This is a genomic window from Thiorhodococcus mannitoliphagus (assembly GCF_010915725.1).
Classification (GTDB): domain Bacteria; phylum Pseudomonadota; class Gammaproteobacteria; order Chromatiales; family Chromatiaceae; genus Thiorhodococcus; species Thiorhodococcus mannitoliphagus.
This window is the reverse complement of sequence record NZ_JAAIJR010000049.1, coordinates 17,950-38,877: the sequence shown is the minus strand read 5'-3', so window position 1 is coordinate 38,877 and position 20,928 is coordinate 17,950. Positions and strand designations below refer to the sequence as shown.

The 20,928-nt window shown below is 60.1% G+C and carries 11 protein-coding genes; 3 read left to right on the top strand and 8 right to left on the bottom strand.

Annotated elements, in window-relative coordinates; all coding sequences use genetic code 11:
* Window positions 1-59: 59 nt before the first annotated feature.
* The 3 genes from G3480_RS13285 to G3480_RS13275 all read right to left on the bottom strand — a co-directional run bounded on the left by G3480_RS13285 (window position 60) and on the right by G3480_RS13275 (window position 3,691).
* On the bottom strand, window positions 60-296 hold the full coding sequence (locus G3480_RS13285; RefSeq protein WP_164654377.1) for a hypothetical protein: 237 nt from the start codon (window positions 294-296) through the stop codon (window positions 60-62).
* A 418-nt stretch (window positions 297-714) separates the two neighbouring features.
* Window positions 715-882 (bottom strand): hypothetical protein, encoded by a 168-nt coding sequence (locus G3480_RS13280; RefSeq protein ID WP_164654376.1) that lies wholly within the window; start codon window positions 880-882, stop codon window positions 715-717.
* Between the two features lie 229 nt (window positions 883-1,111).
* Window positions 1,112-3,691 (bottom strand): DNA phosphorothioation-associated putative methyltransferase, encoded by a 2,580-nt coding sequence (locus G3480_RS13275; RefSeq protein ID WP_164654375.1) that lies wholly within the window; start codon window positions 3,689-3,691, stop codon window positions 1,112-1,114.
* 390 nt (window positions 3,692-4,081) lie between these two features.
* Here G3480_RS13275 and G3480_RS13270 point away from each other — a divergent pair, with 390 nt between their 5' ends.
* Window positions 4,082-4,342 carry an AbrB/MazE/SpoVT family DNA-binding domain-containing protein gene (locus G3480_RS13270; protein ID WP_164654374.1) on the top strand — a complete coding sequence of 87 codons (261 nt, stop codon included), beginning with the start codon at window positions 4,082-4,084 and terminating at the stop codon, window positions 4,340-4,342.
* The gene (locus G3480_RS13265) at window positions 4,329-4,748 is read left to right on the top strand and encodes a type II toxin-antitoxin system VapC family toxin (protein WP_164654373.1); all 420 of its coding nucleotides are present in this window, start codon (window positions 4,329-4,331) and stop codon (window positions 4,746-4,748) included. The genes G3480_RS13270 and G3480_RS13265 overlap by 14 nt, the downstream gene beginning before the upstream one ends.
* A gap of 219 nt (window positions 4,749-4,967) precedes the next feature.
* Here the strand turns inward: G3480_RS13265 and G3480_RS13260 are convergent, their stop codons facing one another.
* The gene (locus G3480_RS13260; protein WP_164654372.1) at window positions 4,968-9,476 is read right to left on the bottom strand and encodes a coiled-coil domain-containing protein; all 4,509 of its coding nucleotides are present in this window, start codon (window positions 9,474-9,476) and stop codon (window positions 4,968-4,970) included.
* A 100-nt stretch (window positions 9,477-9,576) separates the two neighbouring features.
* Between G3480_RS13260 and G3480_RS13255 the strand changes: the two genes are divergently transcribed.
* Window positions 9,577-10,137 (top strand): Uma2 family endonuclease, encoded by a 561-nt coding sequence (locus tag G3480_RS13255; protein WP_164654371.1) that lies wholly within the window; start codon window positions 9,577-9,579, stop codon window positions 10,135-10,137.
* A 465-nt stretch (window positions 10,138-10,602) separates the two neighbouring features.
* On the opposite strand, the gene G3480_RS13250 is transcribed toward G3480_RS13255, so the two are convergent.
* From G3480_RS13250 to G3480_RS13235, 4 genes are all read right to left on the bottom strand, one after another.
* Window positions 10,603-11,496: a hypothetical protein gene (locus G3480_RS13250; RefSeq protein ID WP_338114135.1), complete on the bottom strand. Its 894-nt coding sequence runs from the start codon at window positions 11,494-11,496 to the stop codon at window positions 10,603-10,605.
* A gap of 166 nt (window positions 11,497-11,662) precedes the next feature.
* Complete coding sequence (locus tag G3480_RS13245) at window positions 11,663-16,975, bottom strand: ATP-binding protein (protein WP_164654369.1); 5,313 nt, start codon at window positions 16,973-16,975, stop codon at window positions 11,663-11,665.
* The gene (locus G3480_RS13240) at window positions 16,972-18,576 is read right to left on the bottom strand and encodes a hypothetical protein (protein WP_164654368.1); all 1,605 of its coding nucleotides are present in this window, start codon (window positions 18,574-18,576) and stop codon (window positions 16,972-16,974) included. The genes G3480_RS13245 and G3480_RS13240 overlap by 4 nt, the downstream gene beginning before the upstream one ends.
* The gene (locus tag G3480_RS13235) at window positions 18,573-20,924 is read right to left on the bottom strand and encodes a phosphorothioated DNA-binding restriction endonuclease family protein (RefSeq protein ID WP_164654367.1); all 2,352 of its coding nucleotides are present in this window, start codon (window positions 20,922-20,924) and stop codon (window positions 18,573-18,575) included. Before G3480_RS13235 ends, G3480_RS13240 begins: the two co-directional genes overlap by 4 nt.
* Between the last annotated feature and the right edge of the window lie 4 nt (window positions 20,925-20,928).

Genomic DNA, 20,928 nt, shown 5'->3' with positions numbered 1-20,928 from the left:
CGCTGAGACAACGATGCCGATAGAAAAAAATGATGGACAGGAGGCAAATCGGACTTGCGTCAGAACAGAGTATCTACAGCTCGGGCGATTGCAATATTCAGACAGCCTCTCAGGCTGTCGAGCCAGACATGCGAGAGGGTGCCCAGGACGGCACCCGTGAGCACCGACACAGCCGTGAAGTCCTGCAGAACGGCCAGCCAGGGCAGACGCGCCCAGGCCACCTCTCGATTCCAGCGCCGCAGGACGGGCCGCCCAATCAGGGGCGCGATGACGGCCACCACCAGGGCGATACCCACTGCGGCCAGGTAAGAAAGCGTCCATCAATTGTTGCCCGATGCGAGCGATGCCGCCCGAAATCCCCCCTAGCCCCCCTTTGCGAAAGGGGGGGGAAGTTGTTGATGGACGCTTTCTAAGACAGTGTCCATCAATTGTTTCCCGATGCGAGCGATGCCGCCCGAAATCCCCCCTAGCCCCCCTTTGCGAAAGGGGGGAAGTTGTTGATGGACGCTTTCTAAGACAGTGTCCATCAATTGTTTCCCGACGCGAGCGATGCCGCCCGAAATCCCCCCTAGCCCCCTTTGCGAAAGGGGTGAAGTTGTTGATGGACGCTTTCTAAGACAGTGTCCATCAATTGTTTCCCGATGCGAGCGATGCCGCCCGAAATGCCCCCTAGCCCCCCTTTGCGAAAGGGGGGAAGTTGTTGATGGGCGCTTCCTAAGTGTGGGTCGGGCCATGCAGCCGTTCGGCACCCGTCAACAGACCCGGCAGCGGCTCGATATCCATGGCGACCTGGGCAATACCGAAGGCCAAGAAACTGAAATGGCGACCACCCAGGGCCTTGAGCGCGAGACCAGGCCAGAGATGCAGCGGGGTGAAGGGCATGTGCTCGGAACTCCGTCGAGAAAGGAATGGCCGGATCATCGGTCGTGTCAGTCCGAGTCCATCGCCGCAGCCTGATCGTTCGGACGATTACGAAACCGTCGATGGAGGAACCGGCGCCCTGCCCCTAACCCCGATCTCAGACGTCGAACCTTCTATTGCACCTATGCGGCCTTGAAATCTGCGCCACCACCGATCGCACAAACAGCGGGGCAGCCATCGTCCGTCGTTCTCATCCCTGAAGTGCGCCCGGATCCATCTGCAAGAACGCCTCCTCTGCGATCACCCTTGGCACCAGCCGCCCGCGCTTGCTCGGCACCATCCGCACGATCTGGCGGTCCTGGTTTGGTCCATGGCTGACGTGAATCGGCAGGTCGTCGTCATAGAAATACAACCGATCGAACGGCGTATTGGCGACCACCCACTGGGCGACCTCCAGCATGCTCTCGTCCTCGACCAAAAAGTCCGCCGCCGCGCCCAAGCGTTCGCACACCGGATTGCCCAGCCGATTGCGCTCGTGCGCGGCGTGCTGATCGCGCTTGGGATCGATGCGCCCCGGAATCGCCTTGGCCAGCTCCGGTGAACAAAAACCGTAGGTCAGGCGGATCATGCCGAAGTAGTCGATGACGGGGTCGAGCAGCTGCTCGGCCAGCTCCAGGAGGGCGTTATAGCTCTCGGGCTGCTTGGGGAGATTGGCCAATCCTGTGCTCGCCTGGGTCTCGCCGCACTCGATCAGCTGGCGGAAGCTGAGGAAGCGCCCGCAAGGCTCGTCCAGCTCAGGGATGCTCTGAGCACGGACCAGATCGAAGCCCTCAATCGTCCAGCGATGCCGCGCCAGGGTCTCCTGGAAGACGGCTGGCGGCGGGCCATAGCCGCTGAGGTCGAGCAAGCCCAGATCGTCGAGGGTCTGCTCGAAGGCGAGCTGCTCGGGGTAGCTTGGAAACTCCTCGTTGATATAGCGCGACTTGTAGAAGAGAAACGGCGGGGCGTACTCCTCCCCGTAGGCGAAGTAGTCGATGTCCAGATCGCGCAGTTTGATCTTGACCCGCTCGACCAGGCGCGGCAGCGGCTGGCCCTCGAAATCGTCATAGCGCATCAGGCTGACCTTGCCCGAGGCGATGTGGATCTTCACGAGATCGGCCTCGCGGTAGTCGCCATAGAGCACGGCGGCACAGCCGACATAGATGCGCAGCAGCGCCGGAAGCTGCTCGACCAGGCTGACATGCAGCTGGAGCGACTGGCCGGAATCCAGCCAGCCCAGCCCATGTTCGGCGGCGGCACGGCAGGCGTCTTCGATGGCGCCGATATCAGCAATGCGGAACAGCTGCTCGGTGGCCTGTGTCTTGGCCGCCGCATAGTCTCCGAAGAAGGTCTTGATGTCGCGTTGGAGCCCAGACTCCAGGTGGCTGTAGGGCTTGCGCCGCTCGAACAGCTGCAGGGCGAAGTAGACCTCCAGGTCGGCGGTCCGGGACACCGCGGCCCGCTCGAGCGCATCGGTGTCATGGCGCCCTTCCAGAAAGCGCAGCGCCTTGGGCAGTGAGCCAAAGCCTTCGGTCAGTTCCAACAGATCCTCGGTCTCGGACTTATCCGGCTTGCGCCCGAGACTCAGCCACTGCTCCCAGAGTCGCTCCAGCGGGGCCTGGTAGGCGGCATACTTTTCGGCCGCGCGGTCGCGCCGCTCGCGCACCACCCGCTCGCGCGCACGGGGCGTGGGATCGCGCAGCCGGTTGCGCCGGCTGCGATAGCGATCGACCAGAAAGCGCTGCTCGGCGTCCTTGTCGCGAAAAACATAGAGGACACCAGGGGCGACCGGGATCGCCTCCTCATCAAGCACCTGCTCCAGAAATGCCTTGATTTCGGACTGGCTGAAATACTTCTGGAAGGTCCCGCGCTGGGTCATGACCCCATCGCGAAAGCGCTCACCACGCGGGTCGTTCTGGTTGGACAGCATCACCGAGACCACCAACAGCCGCTCCGCCAGAGACCAGGCCCGCGTCAGCGCCTCCAAGCGCTCGTCGAAGTCCTCGATGACATTGATCACGAAGCCGAGATTGACGATGTCGGCCGACTGAATGGGACGGTCCGGGGCATGGTAAGGATCCCAACCGGCAGCACTCACGCCGTTCTCGACCAGCCCCCGCACGTCGTCGCCGCGTCCGCAGCCGTAATCGAACAGCCGATAGCGGCCATCCAGGAAGCCATGCCGGGCGAGCGACTGGACCGGTGCCGAGAATCCATAGCGCACCATTGCCGTCAACTGGCGAGACGCCTGCCAACCGGCATGCAGCGGCGCCGCCTCCGCCGGCTCATCGGACTCGTCATTGCCGAGCGGCACCAGGGCGTGGCCCTCGATGCGATACCCCTTCTCCCGCACCAGCGCCAGCCATTGGCGGCGATAACCAATCCGCCGGGGCTCGTCGAACAGACCGATGGACTCGGCCGTCGCCGTCAGTGCCGCGTACTCCTCGCGTCGCGGATGATCCGTCGACAGCAGGAGTTCCTTGCGATGCAGGATCGGCGGATTCAAGGAATCCGCATAGGTCCGATAGCTCAGCGTCGCCTGATCGAGATTCACCAGCCAACTCTCGCGCAGCGCCGGAAAGGGATCATCGTCAAAGGCGGGGTAATTCAGCAGCGCGACGCAGGGGCCGTCATCATCGAAACGCACCAGATTGAATCGAGACCGCCGCTCGACCCCGGCCAGCCGTTCCGCCTCGTCCAGGCGCGCCGCGATCCCGGCATCCAGAAGCGGCAGCGCATCGACATGGACATAGGTCCGCCCGCCAACCACCTTGCTTGGAATGGAACCCATCGCAGTCACCGATTCGAAATCTTTAGCCCTTTGAGCAAACGATAACCCACCTGGCCATGTGCGCCTACCCGACGACAATGCTTGACGCGATGACGCATAAGTCACACTGCTTTTATCAAGCAGTCCGAGATCAATAAACAAGGGAGCGGCCGATGCCCGCGAAAAATCCGAGAATCAACGTCGTCGTTGAAAAACCGCTCTATGTCGCCCTTTAAGATCTCGCCGACGCGGTTTAGAATTTTATATTTTTTAATCGTTTAAACCGCGCCTCACCGAGACGTTCGTCATGGTGCAAAGCTGGAGAAAGCCACAAAATGACGTTTCTCGCTCTGGGCGCGGTTTAATCCGTTAGACTGTGCTTCTTACCACGTAAGAAAAGAGGCGACAGCCATGTCGACAGTGACCGTCTCGGACAAGGGGCAAGTAGTGATTCCTGCCGCGATCCGGCACCGGCTCGGGATCGAGCCGGGCACGAAACTCGATTTTGAGTTGGAGGGCGACTGTATCCGTGTGAGACCCCGGCGGGCGATCAAGCGAACTCGACCCGAAGACGGATATGGAATGCTCAGGTGTGATCAGCCAGGGGAACGGCGTCTCGACGATTTCGATGTCGCCGAAGCGATGCGTGAAACCGGCGATGATCGCCCTTGATACCAACATTCTAGCCCGATTCTATGTCGACGATCCCGCTGACCCGGAGGCCGTCAGGCAGCGCCCCATCGCCTACCGGATCATCACCAGCCACCCTAGTCTGTTCGTCCCGCTGACCGTCGTCTTGGAGCTGGAATGGGTGCTCCGCGCCTTCTATCGGTTTGAGGCCGACAGCGTCATCCAGGTTTTCGAGCACTTGCTGGGCTTGGCGAGCGTCAACGTCGAGGAGTCAGGACGTATCGCCAAGGCCCTCGATCTGCTCGCCCAGGGCATGGATTTCGCCGACGCACTCCATCTCTCGGGTTGCGGCCACTGTGAGGCGCTCCATACCTTCGACGACCGCCGGTTCGCCCGGCGGGCGCTACGTCTGGGGACGGAGCCAATGGTCATGGTGCCGACGGGTTAATACACAAGACTAAGAAATCGTCCATCAACAACTTCCCCCCTTTCGCAAAGGGGGGCCAGGGGGGATTTCGGACGGGATCGCTCACATCGGGAAACAGTTGATGGGCGCTTCCTAAGCGCGCGCCGTCACCCGACGTTATGCCGCGAAATGTCGGGTTACGCTGCGCTAACCCGACCTACATCCGACATCCGATTGGAAACCGGATATCACGCAAAACGCTCAACCCGCCTCTGTCTCGACCTCCGCCTCCCCGAGCCGTGCCGCCAGGACATCGAAGAGCGCGCGCTGCCGCTCCAGGGCCAGCCGCTCGATGCGCGCCAGGATCTCGTCCATGCTCATCTGATCCAGATGCGCCGTCAGCTCGGCTGCCACGGGTTCGAGCATGGCCTGCTCCGCGGGCAGCAAGTCGTCCGATGGGTTGTGCAGTGCCTTCAGCAGGTCTTGCGTTTCATGCTTGTCGAGCCGGTCGATGGGGCCAAGCGACAGGAATCGCTGCTGCCAGTCGCGCACCCGCTCAAGCCGTTCCTGCTCGGCGAGTTCGCTCTGACGCTGGTCGAGCGCGACCAGGAGTCGATCGATCTGGGCGCGATCGGCGTCCGCCAGATAGGCGGGCGCGTTTTTCAACTCCCGTGCTGTCCAGGCACAGTATTCGCCCGCCAGCTCCGCGATCTGGTTCTCGCTCATCAGATGCAGCCGGACCCATTCCGCCGACCGGCGGCGCGCGACGGACAGACGGGCGGCGACGAGCCCTTGATAGATCGTCGCCATCTCCCAGGCCGGTTCGATCTCCCGGTCCGCCAGAAAGGTCTCCAGATCGGCCAACTGCGAGGCGATCTGTTGATTCAACAGGTTCTCCAGGCGATCCACGCTCAGTTCGCCGGACTCCCAAACCGCGATATCGGAGAGCACGCGCTCCAACAGCACCGCCAGATCGCTCACCTCGGACTCATCGCGCGTCCCCACGAAGATCGCCCGCAGTCGGTCCGCCTTCGTCAGCGTCTCCTTGATGACCTCCTCGCTGTCCAGGGTGACATCGAGGAGTTCGCCGAGCCGGGCGCGCTGTCGCTCCAGCGCCGCGCGCAAACCCTGCTGTCGCTGCTTGATCGCGCCGATACGCGCCTGAATCTCCGGGTCGGTCAGCACCGCGCGCGCCGCCTCGACGCCGACGATCAGTGCCTCGCCCTTCTCGATGTCGTCGAGCAGATCGCGCACCGGCGTCGAATCGGATGGCTCGGGCTGGCGCGGATAATCGTCGCTCTCGGCCAGCGTCAGCGCGAATTGCTGCCGCTTCTCGACCTGGAAGATCGCACGTTGCGACTGTTCCTCCAGCGCACGCGCCTCCGAATCGAACCCCAGGTCCTTCAAGCTCGCGATGGCCTTCTCGATGCGATGACGGAAGGCGCCCACATCGGTCGCGTTATGACAGCTCTGGCGCGGGATCCAGTCCGCGACCCGTTGCGAGACCATCTGCCGCAGCGGGATCAGCAGCTTGTTGCACGCCTCGACGGCGGTCGACGACCAGTGAATGCCGTCATTCACCTCCTGTTGCCGCCGTAACAGCAAGGTCGACAACCGCAGCAATTCGCCCAGGTTGTTCTGCCGCTCGGCACGTTCGATGCTGGTCTCCCATTCGTCCAGTTGCGCCTTGAATTGGCGCAGCTTCAGCGCCGCCCCCTCGGATTTATCGAGCAGATACTTGAAGTTGCCTTCCAAGGCCTCGGGCAATGGATCGACCTTGCACAGGCGCTCCGCCTCCCGCGCGAGCGCCACCTTGAGCTCAAGGTTCTTCTCGGCCTCCCAGCGCTCCAGCAGCTCGCGCCAGCGGCCCTCGCCATCCTCCGACAAAAACCGCAGGGTCGTCTTTTCGAGCAGGCCCTGTTCCAGATGATGGCGGCCACGCTGGGCGGAAAACGCGGCATTGACCCAATCGGCCGAGGCGACCATCTCGCCGTTCTGCTCGATGCGTCGCGGCGGATGTTGGCCGCCCAACAAGAGCCCCAGCAGCAAACCGGCCGAGGCGGCATTCATCCCATGCGGCGGCGCGATCAAGGCCCGATAGGAGAGCCACAGCGAGCGCTTGGGATCGTCCGCGTGCGCCCGCTGGAGCCCATCCAGGACCGCCTTGACCTCCGGATTGCCCGGCGCGGTCAGCTTGCCGGACGTCGCCAGGACTTGCCAGCCATGCACCAGGGTCGCCTGGACGCGATTCTGGAGCCGCTTGGGTTGCGCCTGCACCCAGGGGCCATCGACCTGACGCGCGATCAGGCCGCGCGTGAGCTGCGCGGCGTCGGCCGGACCACCGCCAGCCGCCGTGGCGAAGCCATCGAAGGGAAAGGGCAGCACCTTGGGATAGACCCGCGCAAAGATCGCCTCGCCCACCGCCCGCAAGCGCCCGCTCGGGATCTCCTCGCACCCGGCGACCCAGAACAGACGTTCCTTGATCATCCGCGCGACCGCCTCCTTCAGCGCCAAGCCGCTGCGCTCGCGCTCTTCCGGCACGAAGCGTCGAAACCGCTCACGCTCATCGTCCGAAAGCTGTTCATCGAAGAGATGCAAGCGCCCCAGGTGTTCCGCGAGCGTCCCGTCGCGATCCGCCAGGCCGATGACCCAGATCGGGAGGGCTGGCTGGCCGAGGCGCTTGGCCTCGTCGCTCAGCGCGCGGGCGATCGTCTCTTCCACGACCGCCAGATCATCCTCGGCATGGAGATAGAGATAGATCACCCGCCCCTTGGCATCCTTGGGCAGGATGGCCTTTTCCCAGTCCCGCGCAGCGGCCTTGATGGCGTTCTCGATGGTCTGGACCTGCTCGCGGCGCGCCTCGTAAAACCATTCGGTGGTCGCGATCTCGTGAAGTCGGCCAAAATCCGTCTGGATATCGCCCAGATCGCCATGCTTGGCCGCGTTACGCACAAAGAGATCGCGCACCGCCTCGGCAGACAGGGAGGCTTGGCGTTTCCGCAGCCATTGCTGGAACTGCCCCCGGGTCGAGGCATCGGCGATCAGCTCATACTGACCCAGATCCTGATTCCACTCGATCGCGCCCAAGTCCTGGCTCAGGGTCCGCAGGGCGCCTTGCAACTCATCGGCATCGAGGGCCGCGGCCTCGCCGAGCAGTTCGTCCATGGCCGCTTGCGTCTGCTTGCCGACGCGCATCTTTTCCAGGATGGCGACACCCGCGAGGGCCAATGCTTGCTCGCCGCTCAGATGGTTCTGGAACTTCTCCAACAAGACCTGAAGCGTCTCGGCCACCGCCACGCCCCGTTCGCGTTCCGCCGCGATCATCTCCGGCAGCATGCCGCGCAGCACCAGCTCGGCGGCGCTGACCTGGCGGAGACGACCGCCGGATATCGCCGCTTCGGCGCCGATCCGATCGATGACCTCCTTGATGAAGGTCAGCGCCGAGCGCGATTGCACCACATCGCGCTGGCGGGTCAGGAACCAGGTGGCCAGCGGATGCAGCGGCCAACAGCCACGGGCGATCACGCGGTCGAACTTGTCCGCGTCGCTCCACACCGGATAGCGGCCGAATTCCGGCAAGGCGAGCGACATCCGCCGCCAAGTCGTCCGCTGGGCCTCCTCCGCCCGCGACTGGCTCCACAGCGCGTCCAGACCGGCATCGTCCTTGCCGATCATGTGCGCGAAGATGGTTTCCAGATTGGTCGACAGATACAGCTTCTCGGACGCATCGAAACGGGTGATATAACGCTGCAACTGGCGCAGGTCCGCGCTCCCGAAGCGTTTCAGATAGGTCTTCAGCTCGTACTGAATGAAGCCGACGAAACAGGCCCGGTGACTGTTGTCCTGAATGCCCTGGAAGATCTGCTGGAGCGCCGAATCGCCGGCGAGCTGGGGCTTCTCGGCCGCGTACTCCAGATAGCGACCGAACTCATCGAAGAGGATCACCAAGCTCGCGAAGGCGCCGTCCGGTCCGCAATAGACCTCGCAGACTGTGTCGATCACATCCTGAGCCGACTCCTGCCCCGTGATCGGGATCGGCGAACCATTGGCGTCGGAGTAGATCGCATCGACCGCCGTATAGACGGCCTCGTCCTGATTGCGTAGCCGCGCAAGGATCGTCTCGGCGTCCAGATCGGGGAGCTGCCGCGCGAAGGCGTCGGCACGGAAGTCGAAATTGCGTTGCACGAATTGCTCGGCGGTCTGGAAGCGCGGCGACAGCGCCCGAATCGCGCCCGCGTCGACGCCATGGCGTTCCAGTTGCGCGAAGACCGCCTGACTCAGCGCATTGCCCAGATGGAAACCGGCCATCCCGTCGAGACAGAGCACCAGCACCGGCTTGCCAAGCCGCGCGAGTCCCTGCTCGACCGACCGGCCAAGCGTCGCGTCCGCCTGGGCGAGATGCGCCAAGATGTCAGCGGCGGCGGGCGCCCCTGGCGCATCCAGCAAGACCGCCAACGCCGTCGCGAGATGGGATTTGCCCGCGCCATAACCCGCGACCGCGAGCAGATAGGGATTGCGCTCGGCGCCAGCCAGGCCCGCCTGGATCGAATCGAGCAGATCGGCGACGAAACTGGCGCTATCCTTCAGCCGATAAGTGGCGTCGATCCCCTCCTTGTCCGCCTCGCCCGCGCCGTGATAGCGCGGCCCATGAAACACGAAAGCGCGCGCGGCCTGTTGCGCCTGGGCCTCCCGCTCCTGAACCCAACGCAGTTGCACCGCGCCGTCGAAAAAATGCTCATCATGAAAACGAACCAGACTTTCAACCCGCATGCGTCTTCTCCCTGAGTCAAAAAAACCACCTCGACAATCCTCACGCGAACGGCTTAACTGAACGGCAAGGCAAGCACCGATCACCCGCGAGAGCCCCCGCATGACCTCCGCCGCTTTCCGTCACGCGACCTATGAAGACCTACTCGACCTACCGGACAACCAGGTCGGCGAAATCATCGGCGGTCGGCTGCATGCTCAACCGCGCCCCGCCCCCAGACATGCGCGCGCCGCCTCCGGTCTCGGCGCGGATCTGGGGACGCCCTTCGATCGTGGACGCGGCGGCCCCGGCGGCTGGTGGATCCTCGACGAACCCGAACTCCACCTCGACGCCGATATCCTCGTCCCCGACCTGGCCGGCTGGCGACGCCAACGCCTACCCCGACTGCCCGAGACCGCCTGGTTCGAAACGCCCCCCGACTGGGTGGCCGAAGTCCTCTCGCCAGCAACCGCCCGCAAAGATCGCGATCTGAAGATGCCGCGCTATGCCGCCGCCGGCGTCGCCCATTGCTGGATCATCGACCCCGATATCCGCACCCTGGAGGCTTACGCCAACCAAGGCGGACAATGGTTGGCCCCAGGCACCTGGAGCGGCGAGGACAAGGCGGCCATTGCCCCCTTCGATGCCGTCACCCTCGATCTGTCCGAGCTGTGGGCCGACTAAGAAAGTCTCCATCAACAACTTCCCCCCTTTGGCAAAGGGGGGGCTAGGGGGGATTTCGGGCGGCATTGAACAACTTCCCCCCTTTGGCAAAGGGGGGCTAGGGGGGATTTCGGGCGGCATTGCTTGCATCGGGAAACAATTGATGGGCATTTTCTAAGGCCAAATCCGTTTCCAGCATGACATGCCTTTGTTTCTATAAGAAATATCTTGCCCCAAGATCGGTTTAGCGCAGCGTCATCCGACATTTGTCGAGTATCCAGGCTCGAAGGATCGTGAAAGTATTCCGTCCGGCTTAGCTTCGAGAATGCTTGCCGAATCTCTCCAGCATAAGAGCACGCGGCCTAGGTCGGGCTAGGCGCGCGTGGCACAGAGATTCTTGATAACTCAGAAGTTTAACGCGCGCTGTAACCCGACATCGAGCCTCGGAATGTCGGGTTACGCTACGCTAACCCGACCTACGGAACATCAAAGCAATTCGCTATAAAGCGCATCCACAACCTCCCCTGTCTCGCGCAGTCGCAGCAGCACCGCGTCGCCGGTATAGCGGTCGATCTGCACCAGCCCCTTGTCGGCCATCCAATCCAGCCAGCGGGTCGCCTGAGCGTCGCTCCAGCCGAGCAGCGACAGCAGACGGGTCTCGCGCTCGACATCCCGGAAGGCCAATTGTCGATCGCCGCTGAATTGCTCATCCCACAGGAGAAAGAGACAGGCGGCATAGGCCGGGAAAAAAGCCCGCTCGACCGGGGCCTCGCCGCGCACGAAGACCGTCTCTTGCGCCGACGCATCCAGGGTCAGGACAGGGATCGCGGCAAAGCTGCTGTCCTCCTGATACATCCGGGGAACCAGGGTCGAAAGCGACTTGAGAGAACGCTTCTCGCCATGCCGAGCGGTCAGGAAATCAAGCGCCTCGGACGGCGAAAAACGCGGCCCCAGCCGAAACCGTCCCTCCGCAAAGAACGCAAACCAGGCATCCGCGACGCCCACGGCCGGCGCCTCGCGACCCCAGCGGCGCGACAGCAGCAGATGCAGGAGCCAGAGCGTCAGGGGCTCGCTCAGAAAGGGATCCTCCCGCCGCACGATACGCCCCAACGGGGTCAGACCCAGACGCCAGACCCCAGCGGTCCGGGACGCGCGCACCATCCCCATGCCCCGCGCATAGTGGATCATCGGCTCGACCTTGCCCGTGCTCTTCCCGGTCGGGATGCCGGTCGCGGCCCCAATGGACTCCTTATCGCCGCCGCCATTGCCCTCGGCGAACACCAACAATTTCCCAAGCAAACGCCGGTCAGGCAGAAAGGTCTGAGGGAAATTCAGCGGTAGCTGGTCGGTGTCGAGTCCCGGCCCGTCACTTGGTTGCACGCTCATCTCCTAGGCAACTTCCTGAAACAACTTGACAAAAACAACAACCTCCGTAGGTCGGGTTAGGCGCGCGTGGCACGAAGATCCCTGATAACTCAGCGGCTTAACGCGCGCCGTAACCCGACGTTGCGCCACGGAATGTCGGGTTAGGCTGCGCTAACCCGACCTACGGTGTTCCGAGCTGGCGCTGTTCAAGCGCCGTGACCCTGACCAGCAGGGCTTTTTCCTGGAGCTTGCCGGCCGAGGTCAACACTGGCCCCAACGACCAACACTGGCCCTTTTGCAGGTTCGACAGGCGTTGGCGCCAATCCGCCTTGGGCTCGCTCGTGGTTTGACTCAACAGGGTCGCGAAACGCTCGATCTCGGTATCGGCGGGCTTGAAAAAGAGTTTATGGCCCGCCTGGAAGAGGCGATCCCGTCCTTCCTGATCGAATTGGCTCGTGGTCTGGGTTGCCAGCAAGAGCGACAGACCGAATTTGCGTCCCTCGCGCAACATCTTATCGATCGGCGAATCGCTGCTGTGATCGAGATTCTGGATCTCATCCAGGACGATCGGAATCGGCCGGTTCTTGCTGCCGTTATTGCAGGCAAAATCATACAAATCCCAGAGCGCGAATTCCGTGACGAGCTTCTGGACATCACGCCCCAATCCCTTGAGTTGGAGGACATGAACCAAATGATCGTGCCCCGACAACATATCTTCCCACGCCGATTCCTCGCCCTCCCGGAAAGGCTGCGACTTGATCAAGGGCTCCAGCTTGCTCGCCAAGGATTCACCGTATTGACTATCGTCGCGCAGGCGGTTCAACAGCTTATCGAAGGTGAATTGCGAATCACCTGAAATGCCTTCCTCCAGCGAGCGCATCAATGCCGCCTTCTGTTGATCCCCGATGCTCTCGTAGACCGAGATAAAGATGCTCGCCACCCTTGAGGCGACTTGATAGGGGCTCTCCTTGATGCGCGGGATCGAGGGGTCGAGCGTATATTCCTGCTGGCGAAAGGGATTCAGCGGCAGCTTATCCGTCACGACAAAATGATTTTTCGGCTTCGCGGCGACATCGAACAGGGCTTCGACCTGTTGCGGTAAAAACCCATCGGTGTAATCGATGATCAGCGAATGGAGACGTTGCGCGGCCATTTCAGCCAGCAGACATTGAATGCCGTAGGTCTTGCCCGACCCAGAGGCACCAAAGAGCAAAAGATGCCGATTCGCCAGGTTGGCATGTCCATAATGCCAATAGACAGGCTCGCCGTTGGTGCGCGTCCCGATCAGCAATTTCTCTGGAACCGTCGGCGTCGCTAAAGGAAGCGGTTCGATCATGGGCGTTGGCTTGACCGTCGACTCGACAATGGGCGGCGACGGATCGGGGTCGGGTTCCACACGCCCCTCATCGACAGTTTCTGGCTTAGGATCGACAGGTTTTGGCGAAGGCGCGACAACCACCGGCGCGCTCCCCGCCTCCTCTGCCTCTTCCTCCCTGGAAACCGGTTCGACCCGCTCAATGGGCGGCCTGACAGCCCCCACCGCCGGACCCACATGGACCGCCGTCTCGTCGAGCACCAAGCGATCAGGCGTCTTGTCCGCGTCGAACAAGGCCATCACCCCATCGTGCCCCAGTGCCACATGCCAGATCGCGAAACCATCGGGCAACTGTAAGGGCGCTTCAATGACGCCAGCGGGCAGCGGCAAGGGGGTCAGGGTCGGCGTCGGACCCTCGGCATTGGTCCAGAAGGTAAAGACCGCGCCCTGCCAGGCGATCTCGAAATAGCCCTCGGCCAGTTGTTCCAGCGCCTTGTCGAGCTTGCGCCAGTCATGCTCGGAGAGGTTCACCAGGGTTCGCGAGGTCATGGCGCGCTGCAACTGTGCCCACCAATAGCGACGATCAAAGGTCACCCGCTGGATATCGCAGCGATTCGGGGTCAGGAGTTGCGTCAGATGACTGAGCCCATCCTGAACCTGCATGGTGGCCTTCGACAGATGCTCTGGGTTCTGATGCGCGAACTTGCACTCGATCACCATCGCCTTGACCAAGGGCACATCGCCGTCGCGCGGGAGCAGCGACAACTGCAATAGATCCGGCCGATGCACGCTATCGCTTCCGGCGAACCAATGCAGCAGTGAGTCCATTGGCAACAACTGCGACATCCAAGCATCCGGCGTCGCCAGGAGACGGCGAATGGCCGCGAATCCGACCAGCTCGCGGATCCGCTCGCCCTCCCCCACCACCGCGCGTAGCGCCGAAAGCCCGATGATTTCCTCGGACTCCCCGACTACGCTCGACGCCATGGCCGAAAAGCCGCCCGCGTCCTGAAACGGCAGCAGTTCGATCAACTCGGCGCGCACCAGCTCGGCGAGCTGTTCCAGGGTGTCCTGCTCGGTCGAGATCGACAGATTCAATTCGCCATAGGCGCCCAGCCCGGAGGTAAAGCCGACGATCTGACGCCGCGACTGTCGCTCGGCGGTCCGCAAGAGGCGCTTGTCGACAAAGGGATCGATGCAGGCCACCCATTGGGCCTTGCGATGCAGACACTCCAGGAGCGGGCACCAGGACTCGAAATTGATGCGGCCAAAGATCAAATGATCGGCGTTGGTATCCTGTGGATGACGCAAGCGTGCCGACAGATCCGCGTGCCGGGTCTGGATATGCAGGCGGCGATTGCTCAACAAACTTTGGCGGCGCCAGGGATCGCCGCGCTGGATTGGGCGCGGATATTCGCAGACTGGAAATGGACTGATATTGTTCGAGTTGAAATCGAACTCGACGGGCGAGGCCGGTTCCACCTCACCAGCGAGTTCGCCCGCCAGGAAGCGGAACAGAAAGGCCAGGTCATAGAGCCGCTGTTCCTGCTCGACCAGCTCGGCCATCTTCTCGCGCGACGGCGCGAAACGGTGACCCACCGCCAGCACCAATGGCCGTCCACGTTCGCGATAGCGCGCCATGAGATCGTCGCGCCAGGCCATGAGCCGATTTTCCATCGCCATCGGCGACGAGGAGGTCGTGTAGACCGTCACCTCGCAGTGGAAGGCCGGCCAGTCCGCCGAGGTCCGCTTCAAATAGTCGCGCAGGAAGCGGTCGACGCCCGATAGGATGATGCTCAACTCCTCGACATGCAGCGCCAAGATTCGCAGACCGTCCTCGGCGAAGGGATAGAGTTGCAGATAATCGTTCAGCACCCGCGCGACGATCTCGCTTTCCTCGCGCGGGCGGATGCTCTCGGTCACGTTCTCGTCGTCGTCGCTCCCCTCCTCGCGCAGCAGGGTTTGAACCGCCAGGCTTTTTTCGACATCCGGCGCCTCGCCGAGATGATGCAGCAATCCAAACGACTTGATCTCGGCCGACAGCTTCAATTCGGCGTTCACCACCAACCCCGCCAGGGGCCGGTGAATTTCAGCCAGGTTCAGCAACTGCTCGAACGACGCCTCCGCCTCACGACCCAGGGCAAGCTCCGACGCGACCTCGGGGAAACCATCGCAGAGAAACTTCGTTCTCGCATGGATCAACTCCATCACGGGCGGACTGATACCCCAGGCCACCGCCGAGCCCAGAAATCCGTGATTTGGAACCATGCCGTCGCCAACCAGCAGAAACGCCTTATAGAGACGGCGCAGCAGTTCGGCGCTCCCGACCACATGCACATCGAGCACCCGCTCGACCAAGTCGAGATAGCAGGCACGCAGCGGCAAGAAATAATGCTGATTGGCCTGGTAGTACCCCTGAGTCACATAGGCATCCAGCCATTCGCGATAGCGCGCGGCCAAACCCTTGGTGGCCTGCCTCAGATCGTAAGCCAGACAATCCTCGGGCAGACCATCGAGCAGATCGACCAGCGAGAGATCGCTCAGCGCCTGGCTGACCAGCCGGTTTGCCTCTTCCTCATCGGCTGCGTAATAGAGCGCGGTCATATTCACCGCCGGCAAACGAAAGACCGGCAGCAGGGGCGAGGCGGCTTCGCCAGACTTCCACAGCTCCCGCACCGTGCAAGCGCTTTGGAAACGGACCCGCTCCGGATGGGTCGGTCCGAAGGCCCACTGGTAGGGCCGCGAAAAGGTTCGTTCTCCCCCCTCGGCCTCGATATGCACCTTGAAATGCACATAGGGACGCGCCCTGCTCTTGCCGAGTTTGATGGCATCCAGGTCCAGGGCCAGGGTCAGCGGAATCGACGTCTCCCAATGCTCGCGCAAGTCATCGATTTGATCGCTATCGACCGGCAAGCGCCAATCCATCTGCTCGACGACCTCCACCAAGCCACCGAGACAGCCCTTCAGAAGCGCGCGCGCGAGTGTCTCGCCGCCCAGACCCGCCTCGTCGTCATCCTGCAAATCATGGTTGAAGCTCAACACCTCGATCCGCACCGCGTCCAGCGTCTCGAATAACGCGGGCGTCGGGTGCTTCTTTTGGAAATCCTTGAGCGTCATCCAGACCGCCTGGAGCAGCACCTCCAGGCTCAAGCCTGAAAGTCTCGGCACTTTTGTGGAGGTGCCCTTTTCCTTTGTTTCCTTTTTCCTAAGCACATCCAGCACCGGCGTCAGATCCGTTTGCAGCAATCGCGCCCGCGCCTTGGTATCGGCCTTGAAGATAAAGTCTTGCAGGGTGTTCTTGAAGGCATCGAGATCCTGATACTCGTCAGCCTCATCGAGCGTCAAGGGCAGATCGAGCCGACCTTCGGTGAAAGCGTCATCGAGCTTTTTCCAGGCCTTTTTTTGCTCGGTCCCGCTCTTGAAGCGCTGATGCGAGATAAAGGTCGCCGCGTCCTTGAGCAATCCAGCGGCACGCTTCAAGCCGCTGCTGGGCGTCAATAAAGGCGGGAGACCCCAGAAGGGCAATTTGGCATGAAAACGGTCGATCAGATCGCCCATGCTATAGAGATCCGCTCCCTCCCCGATCACTTCACGCTCAAGAAAATCAGCCAATTTGGCGAGTTGGAGCGGTTGAACCGTAAAGAGCTGATGAATGAAATCGTCGAGCCCCTGAGTCTCATTTTCGGTGGCAGGAAGCGCCAGCCGTTTAAGGATCTTCTGGACCCATGGCAAGAAGGTTTGACCCATCTGTTGCCAGATTCGCCGCTCATCGACCTGATGGAAACCTGAGAGTCCGCCTTGATCGGACGCATGATTCAAACCAACCAAGACGACCACAAGACCATCCCGATCCGTCGGTCGAATGATGTTGCGATAGGCCGTCAGTCGATCCTCCTTATCGATCCACTGTGGTTTGGCCTTGAATGTGGCCTCGGCATCGCGACTGATACGACACCAATCACGCCACAGCCCAGTCGCCACCCGAAAATGACAGTCGATGCGTCCCCGGTTCAGCCACTCGGCCCGATGGGCCTCAAGCTCGGAGAACAAGGCAAAGACGGTGTCTGGATCCAGGCTCTGGACGATCAAACGCGCCTCCTTGGGTCCGCCCTCCGAGGTCAGTGCAAGATCCCATTCCTGCTTGATATAACCGGCCAGCGTCTCGACAAATAAGTTCATGACCATTCCCGACTGCTGCTTCCCGGATTGTGAACGATCGACACCGCATCGGACAACTCGATCAGAAAGCCACCTTGCTGCAAGGTCTCCTCCACCCATCCCGAGGTCATATCGACCGCATAATTCTTGGAATCACCGCCGCTGCCGCACCAGGCCAGGGCGACCGCTAAAGGCTCGCCGCCCAGGGCAATACCGTAATGGGCAAAGACACGATGATAAAAGTCCGTCAAGCGCAAATACTCCCCTGGCTGAACCAGGGCCGCAACCAAAAAACGCATCAAAGCCGGATTGAGCGAAAAACGTTGACCACGTCCATTAGGGGGAATGACAAGATTGATTTCTTTTGATATCTTCCGAAAAATTTGAAATCCATGCTTATCGGCCTCAGCAAACTTCTCATTTCCATCAGAGTTAATTTCAGGGCGACGCAGAACCCGATAAAGCAGGGCCTCTATCATGGTAAAAGAAGACTCGGCCAATTTCCGAATCGGCTCTCGTGATTTTGCGTCGGGGTCGCTCACTACCCAAGCATAATTACCGACAAAGCCAAATGTCGAACGTTCCGAATCGTCAAAGCGACGGGCCTGGAAACAGAGCGACCTTAGAACCTGCATACAACACAAGAGCTGCAATAGATCTATTTTTTCCAAGGCACCCACAGTCAATGAGCAGATATTATCGATCTCCGAGGCAAAAAGCAGGGCCTCGATTCGACTCGCAACCGGAACCCATCCGAGCGGCGCATATTTTGCTTGACTTTCGAGCTTATAATCGACTAATCGTGATTCGATCATATCCACCAAGGAGTTGATAGGGCCGAGCGATTGATCAAGAAGCGTCGACAATCCCGCGGTCAACCGCTGCTCCAGACCTTGAAGCTTTTTCTCTAAATGCGAATATTCATCCCTTCGAGAAAACAACAAGATTTCAGGCGCGTCAATCGATGAAAATAGATTGGCAAGCTGCAAGAAAAGCAACTCCCCACCCCTCGCCATGAAATTATGACGATCCCGCGCAAAATAGTCGCTCGCATCTCTCCATGAAGTCAAATTGGCATCTTTTTCAGCTTGACTGTGAAGCCAATCAAGCTCTCTACCTAATAGATTTCGAGATATAGGCAAGAAGCAATGAGTGGCCCAGGTTCTATTTTTGGCAACCCCAACAAACCCGGCAAGCAAGCTTTGAATAAAGCGGATCGTCTCCTCCTTTTGCTCTGACGATCCCGACAAGGCAAGCTTCATCTCTTCAAGCGCTTCGAGGTAGGCGGCACGATGGACGGAATGCCGAGTCTCCAGCTTTGACGAAGGAAAAAAGGAAAATAACTTCAAACCGACTCGATCTTCCGGCCAATAACCATAAGCGGCTTTTTTATTTTCATCCCGGCTGATTGAAAAACTATTACCATATTCGCCACCCTTTTCCTTTGGCGAAGAAAAAACCAACAAAAATTCCGCAAGATATTCCACGGGCGTCTGATCTTTATAGAATCTTTGACCATAAAGGCGAATCGCGGGATTCGATTTATCGGTTTCATTCTGAGCGGGAAAACGGGCAAAAAGAGACCCACCATCATCAACACTGCGATCGTCCAAATCATTCATGTCTCAAGCTCCAAGCGCTGATTTTCCTCATCCAGAACATAACGGTGTAAATGTGTTTGACCGTCGATGCCCGCCCGCAAAAAAACGACATCGTTTCGCCCGATTTTTTTATCCGTCATCCTTAACAACTCGGCGCGAAACCATTCCAGTTGCGCCAAGTGGATCTGAGAAAGATCGCTCCCAAGCTGTCCTTCATGGCGCCGATGAATGAAGTCGAGCAAGGGCAAGCTGAGCAGCAGGGACACCTTGCCATTCTGAAAGCGAAGCAAGGGCACGCGTGCCAGGGGATCGTAATCCAGATCGAAGTCGCTGAATGGCAGCTCCGCAACGACCAATTGCGTCGGTTGAACCACCGCGCGATCCGGACGCCGTAACGTGAGATAGAGATATTCCTGATCCGCCCGGAACTGGCCGGCACTGAATCCCGAATAGATCTCCAGCAGGACACGCAGACAGTTCTTGCAGAGTCGTTTCCGTTCGACCGGGCTGATCTCGATCGCCTCGGCATGCCGCCATTGATCGAAGTCGCGCAAGCGCGGCGATTGCAGAAAATGGTCGAGATAGGTGTCGAGTTGCGACGCGGCGCCGGATATCGGTTGGCCGAAGAGATACAGCATGCGGCGTTGCGCAAACCGCCAGCGCGATCCAGCCGCCTCGCCGGCACGCTCGCGCCAGCGTTGAGCGACGGCCGCCAAGGCATCCGAATGCGTGACCCAGTCCGGGCCCTCGATGGATGGCAGTTGGCGCTCGAAATCCACCGCGACGGGGGCGCCGAAGCGCTGACGACGCATCAATTCGATCGCGCGGAGGCGGTCGCTTTTCGGCAGCGGTTTTCCCTTCCGGTAGCCAAAAAACCCCTCGCTGAACAGAATCTCCTCAAGACCCTCGGTGCCCCGGTCGACCCCCTCGGCGGTCGACCCGTTCACGCTCGTCCTCGCCTCATGACAGGTCATCCCCCCCGTGAGGCTGAAGGCGAGATGGGCCACCATTTGACGCAGGGTCAAACGCTGCTCATAGGCCGTGAGTCGTTGATAGATCCAGCGCACGCGCGCCTCGATGACGGGGCCAGTCTCCTGTAGCGCCCGCCGATTGAGGCGCAAGGGACAGGCCATGCTGACATCGCAGGCATCACAGCGTCGCCAGCCGCTGTGATCGACCATGCGCGCCAGCAGTTTCGCACCCAGAGCAACATTGTCCAGGCGTGTCATATTGAGAATCACCACATCCTTGGGGAATTCCGTCAACGTATGAGGGCCGAGATTGCCACTGGAGTATGGTTTATTCAGCAGGCCCAGAATCCGGCTCTCGATATCGCCTGGTGCATTTTTCGCGTATTCGCCTAAGGTATTCAAGAGCGGCCCAGTATTACTGATAATCAACCAGGAACCATTGCTCTTAAAGGCATCATTCAGCCATTGCAGGCGCTGCTCCGCGCTGAGTTCGCTCATGTCCTTGACAACTGAGACGACTCTTCCTGGCTTGGTCGGATGATCAACTGATTCCAACGCTTTCAGCGGCTGATCCAAAGGCTCTCGCAACGGAATACCACGCAAACGCTTCAAGACATCCAAGGCAACCGTTGATTTTCCGTCTCCAGCATGACCAGTCAGAATGACAACGCAGTCACGATAATCACCCATCAAATCAAAGATGGTTTCGGTAACTCCAAATGGCTCATAAAGTTCGCCAAAGTAGCGGCTCATAGCCTGCGATTCCGCCAGCGCGTTTGCTCCGCCTGCTGTCACGTTATGGAGTGAATTTAGATAGTCAATAAAATCATTGCAATCTTTATTTTTGCAATCAAGAATATGTTCATATTCACCAACCGCATCTTTCAAGTTTGATATGCTATTTTCCATGTCCGCACCGTATTTTTCAGAATCCGCAGGCAGCCCTACCGCGACACGGAGATCTTGCTGAATTGAAGACTCAAAATACTGATCAAGTATATCTTGAGATATTTTCAGAATAAGCTGTTTATCCGCCCGAAGCGCGTTATATATCGGAGCAGAAAATCCTCCATGTATATTTCTCTCAATCAACTCAGGCTTGATTAGATGCCCGACACTAGTACGTTTTAGCTCAGAGCTTTTTTCAATTTCCCATAAACCATCATTCTCCAAACGCCCAAAAGGATAATGCGTATTTCCCTTCGCTAACCCATCTCGATAAAACCTAGAAAACAGCAACTTCAATTTCAGGTCAACGACTGAAAACGGAGTCATTCGAGGCTTCTCGTTGAGACAACGTCCGAGCGCGAACAGCAATAGCAAAGGTTTATGTAACGCGAGCACACCCGTTGAGCCATAGACGCGGACTCGATGAAAAAGCTCTCGCAGATCTTCCATTTTC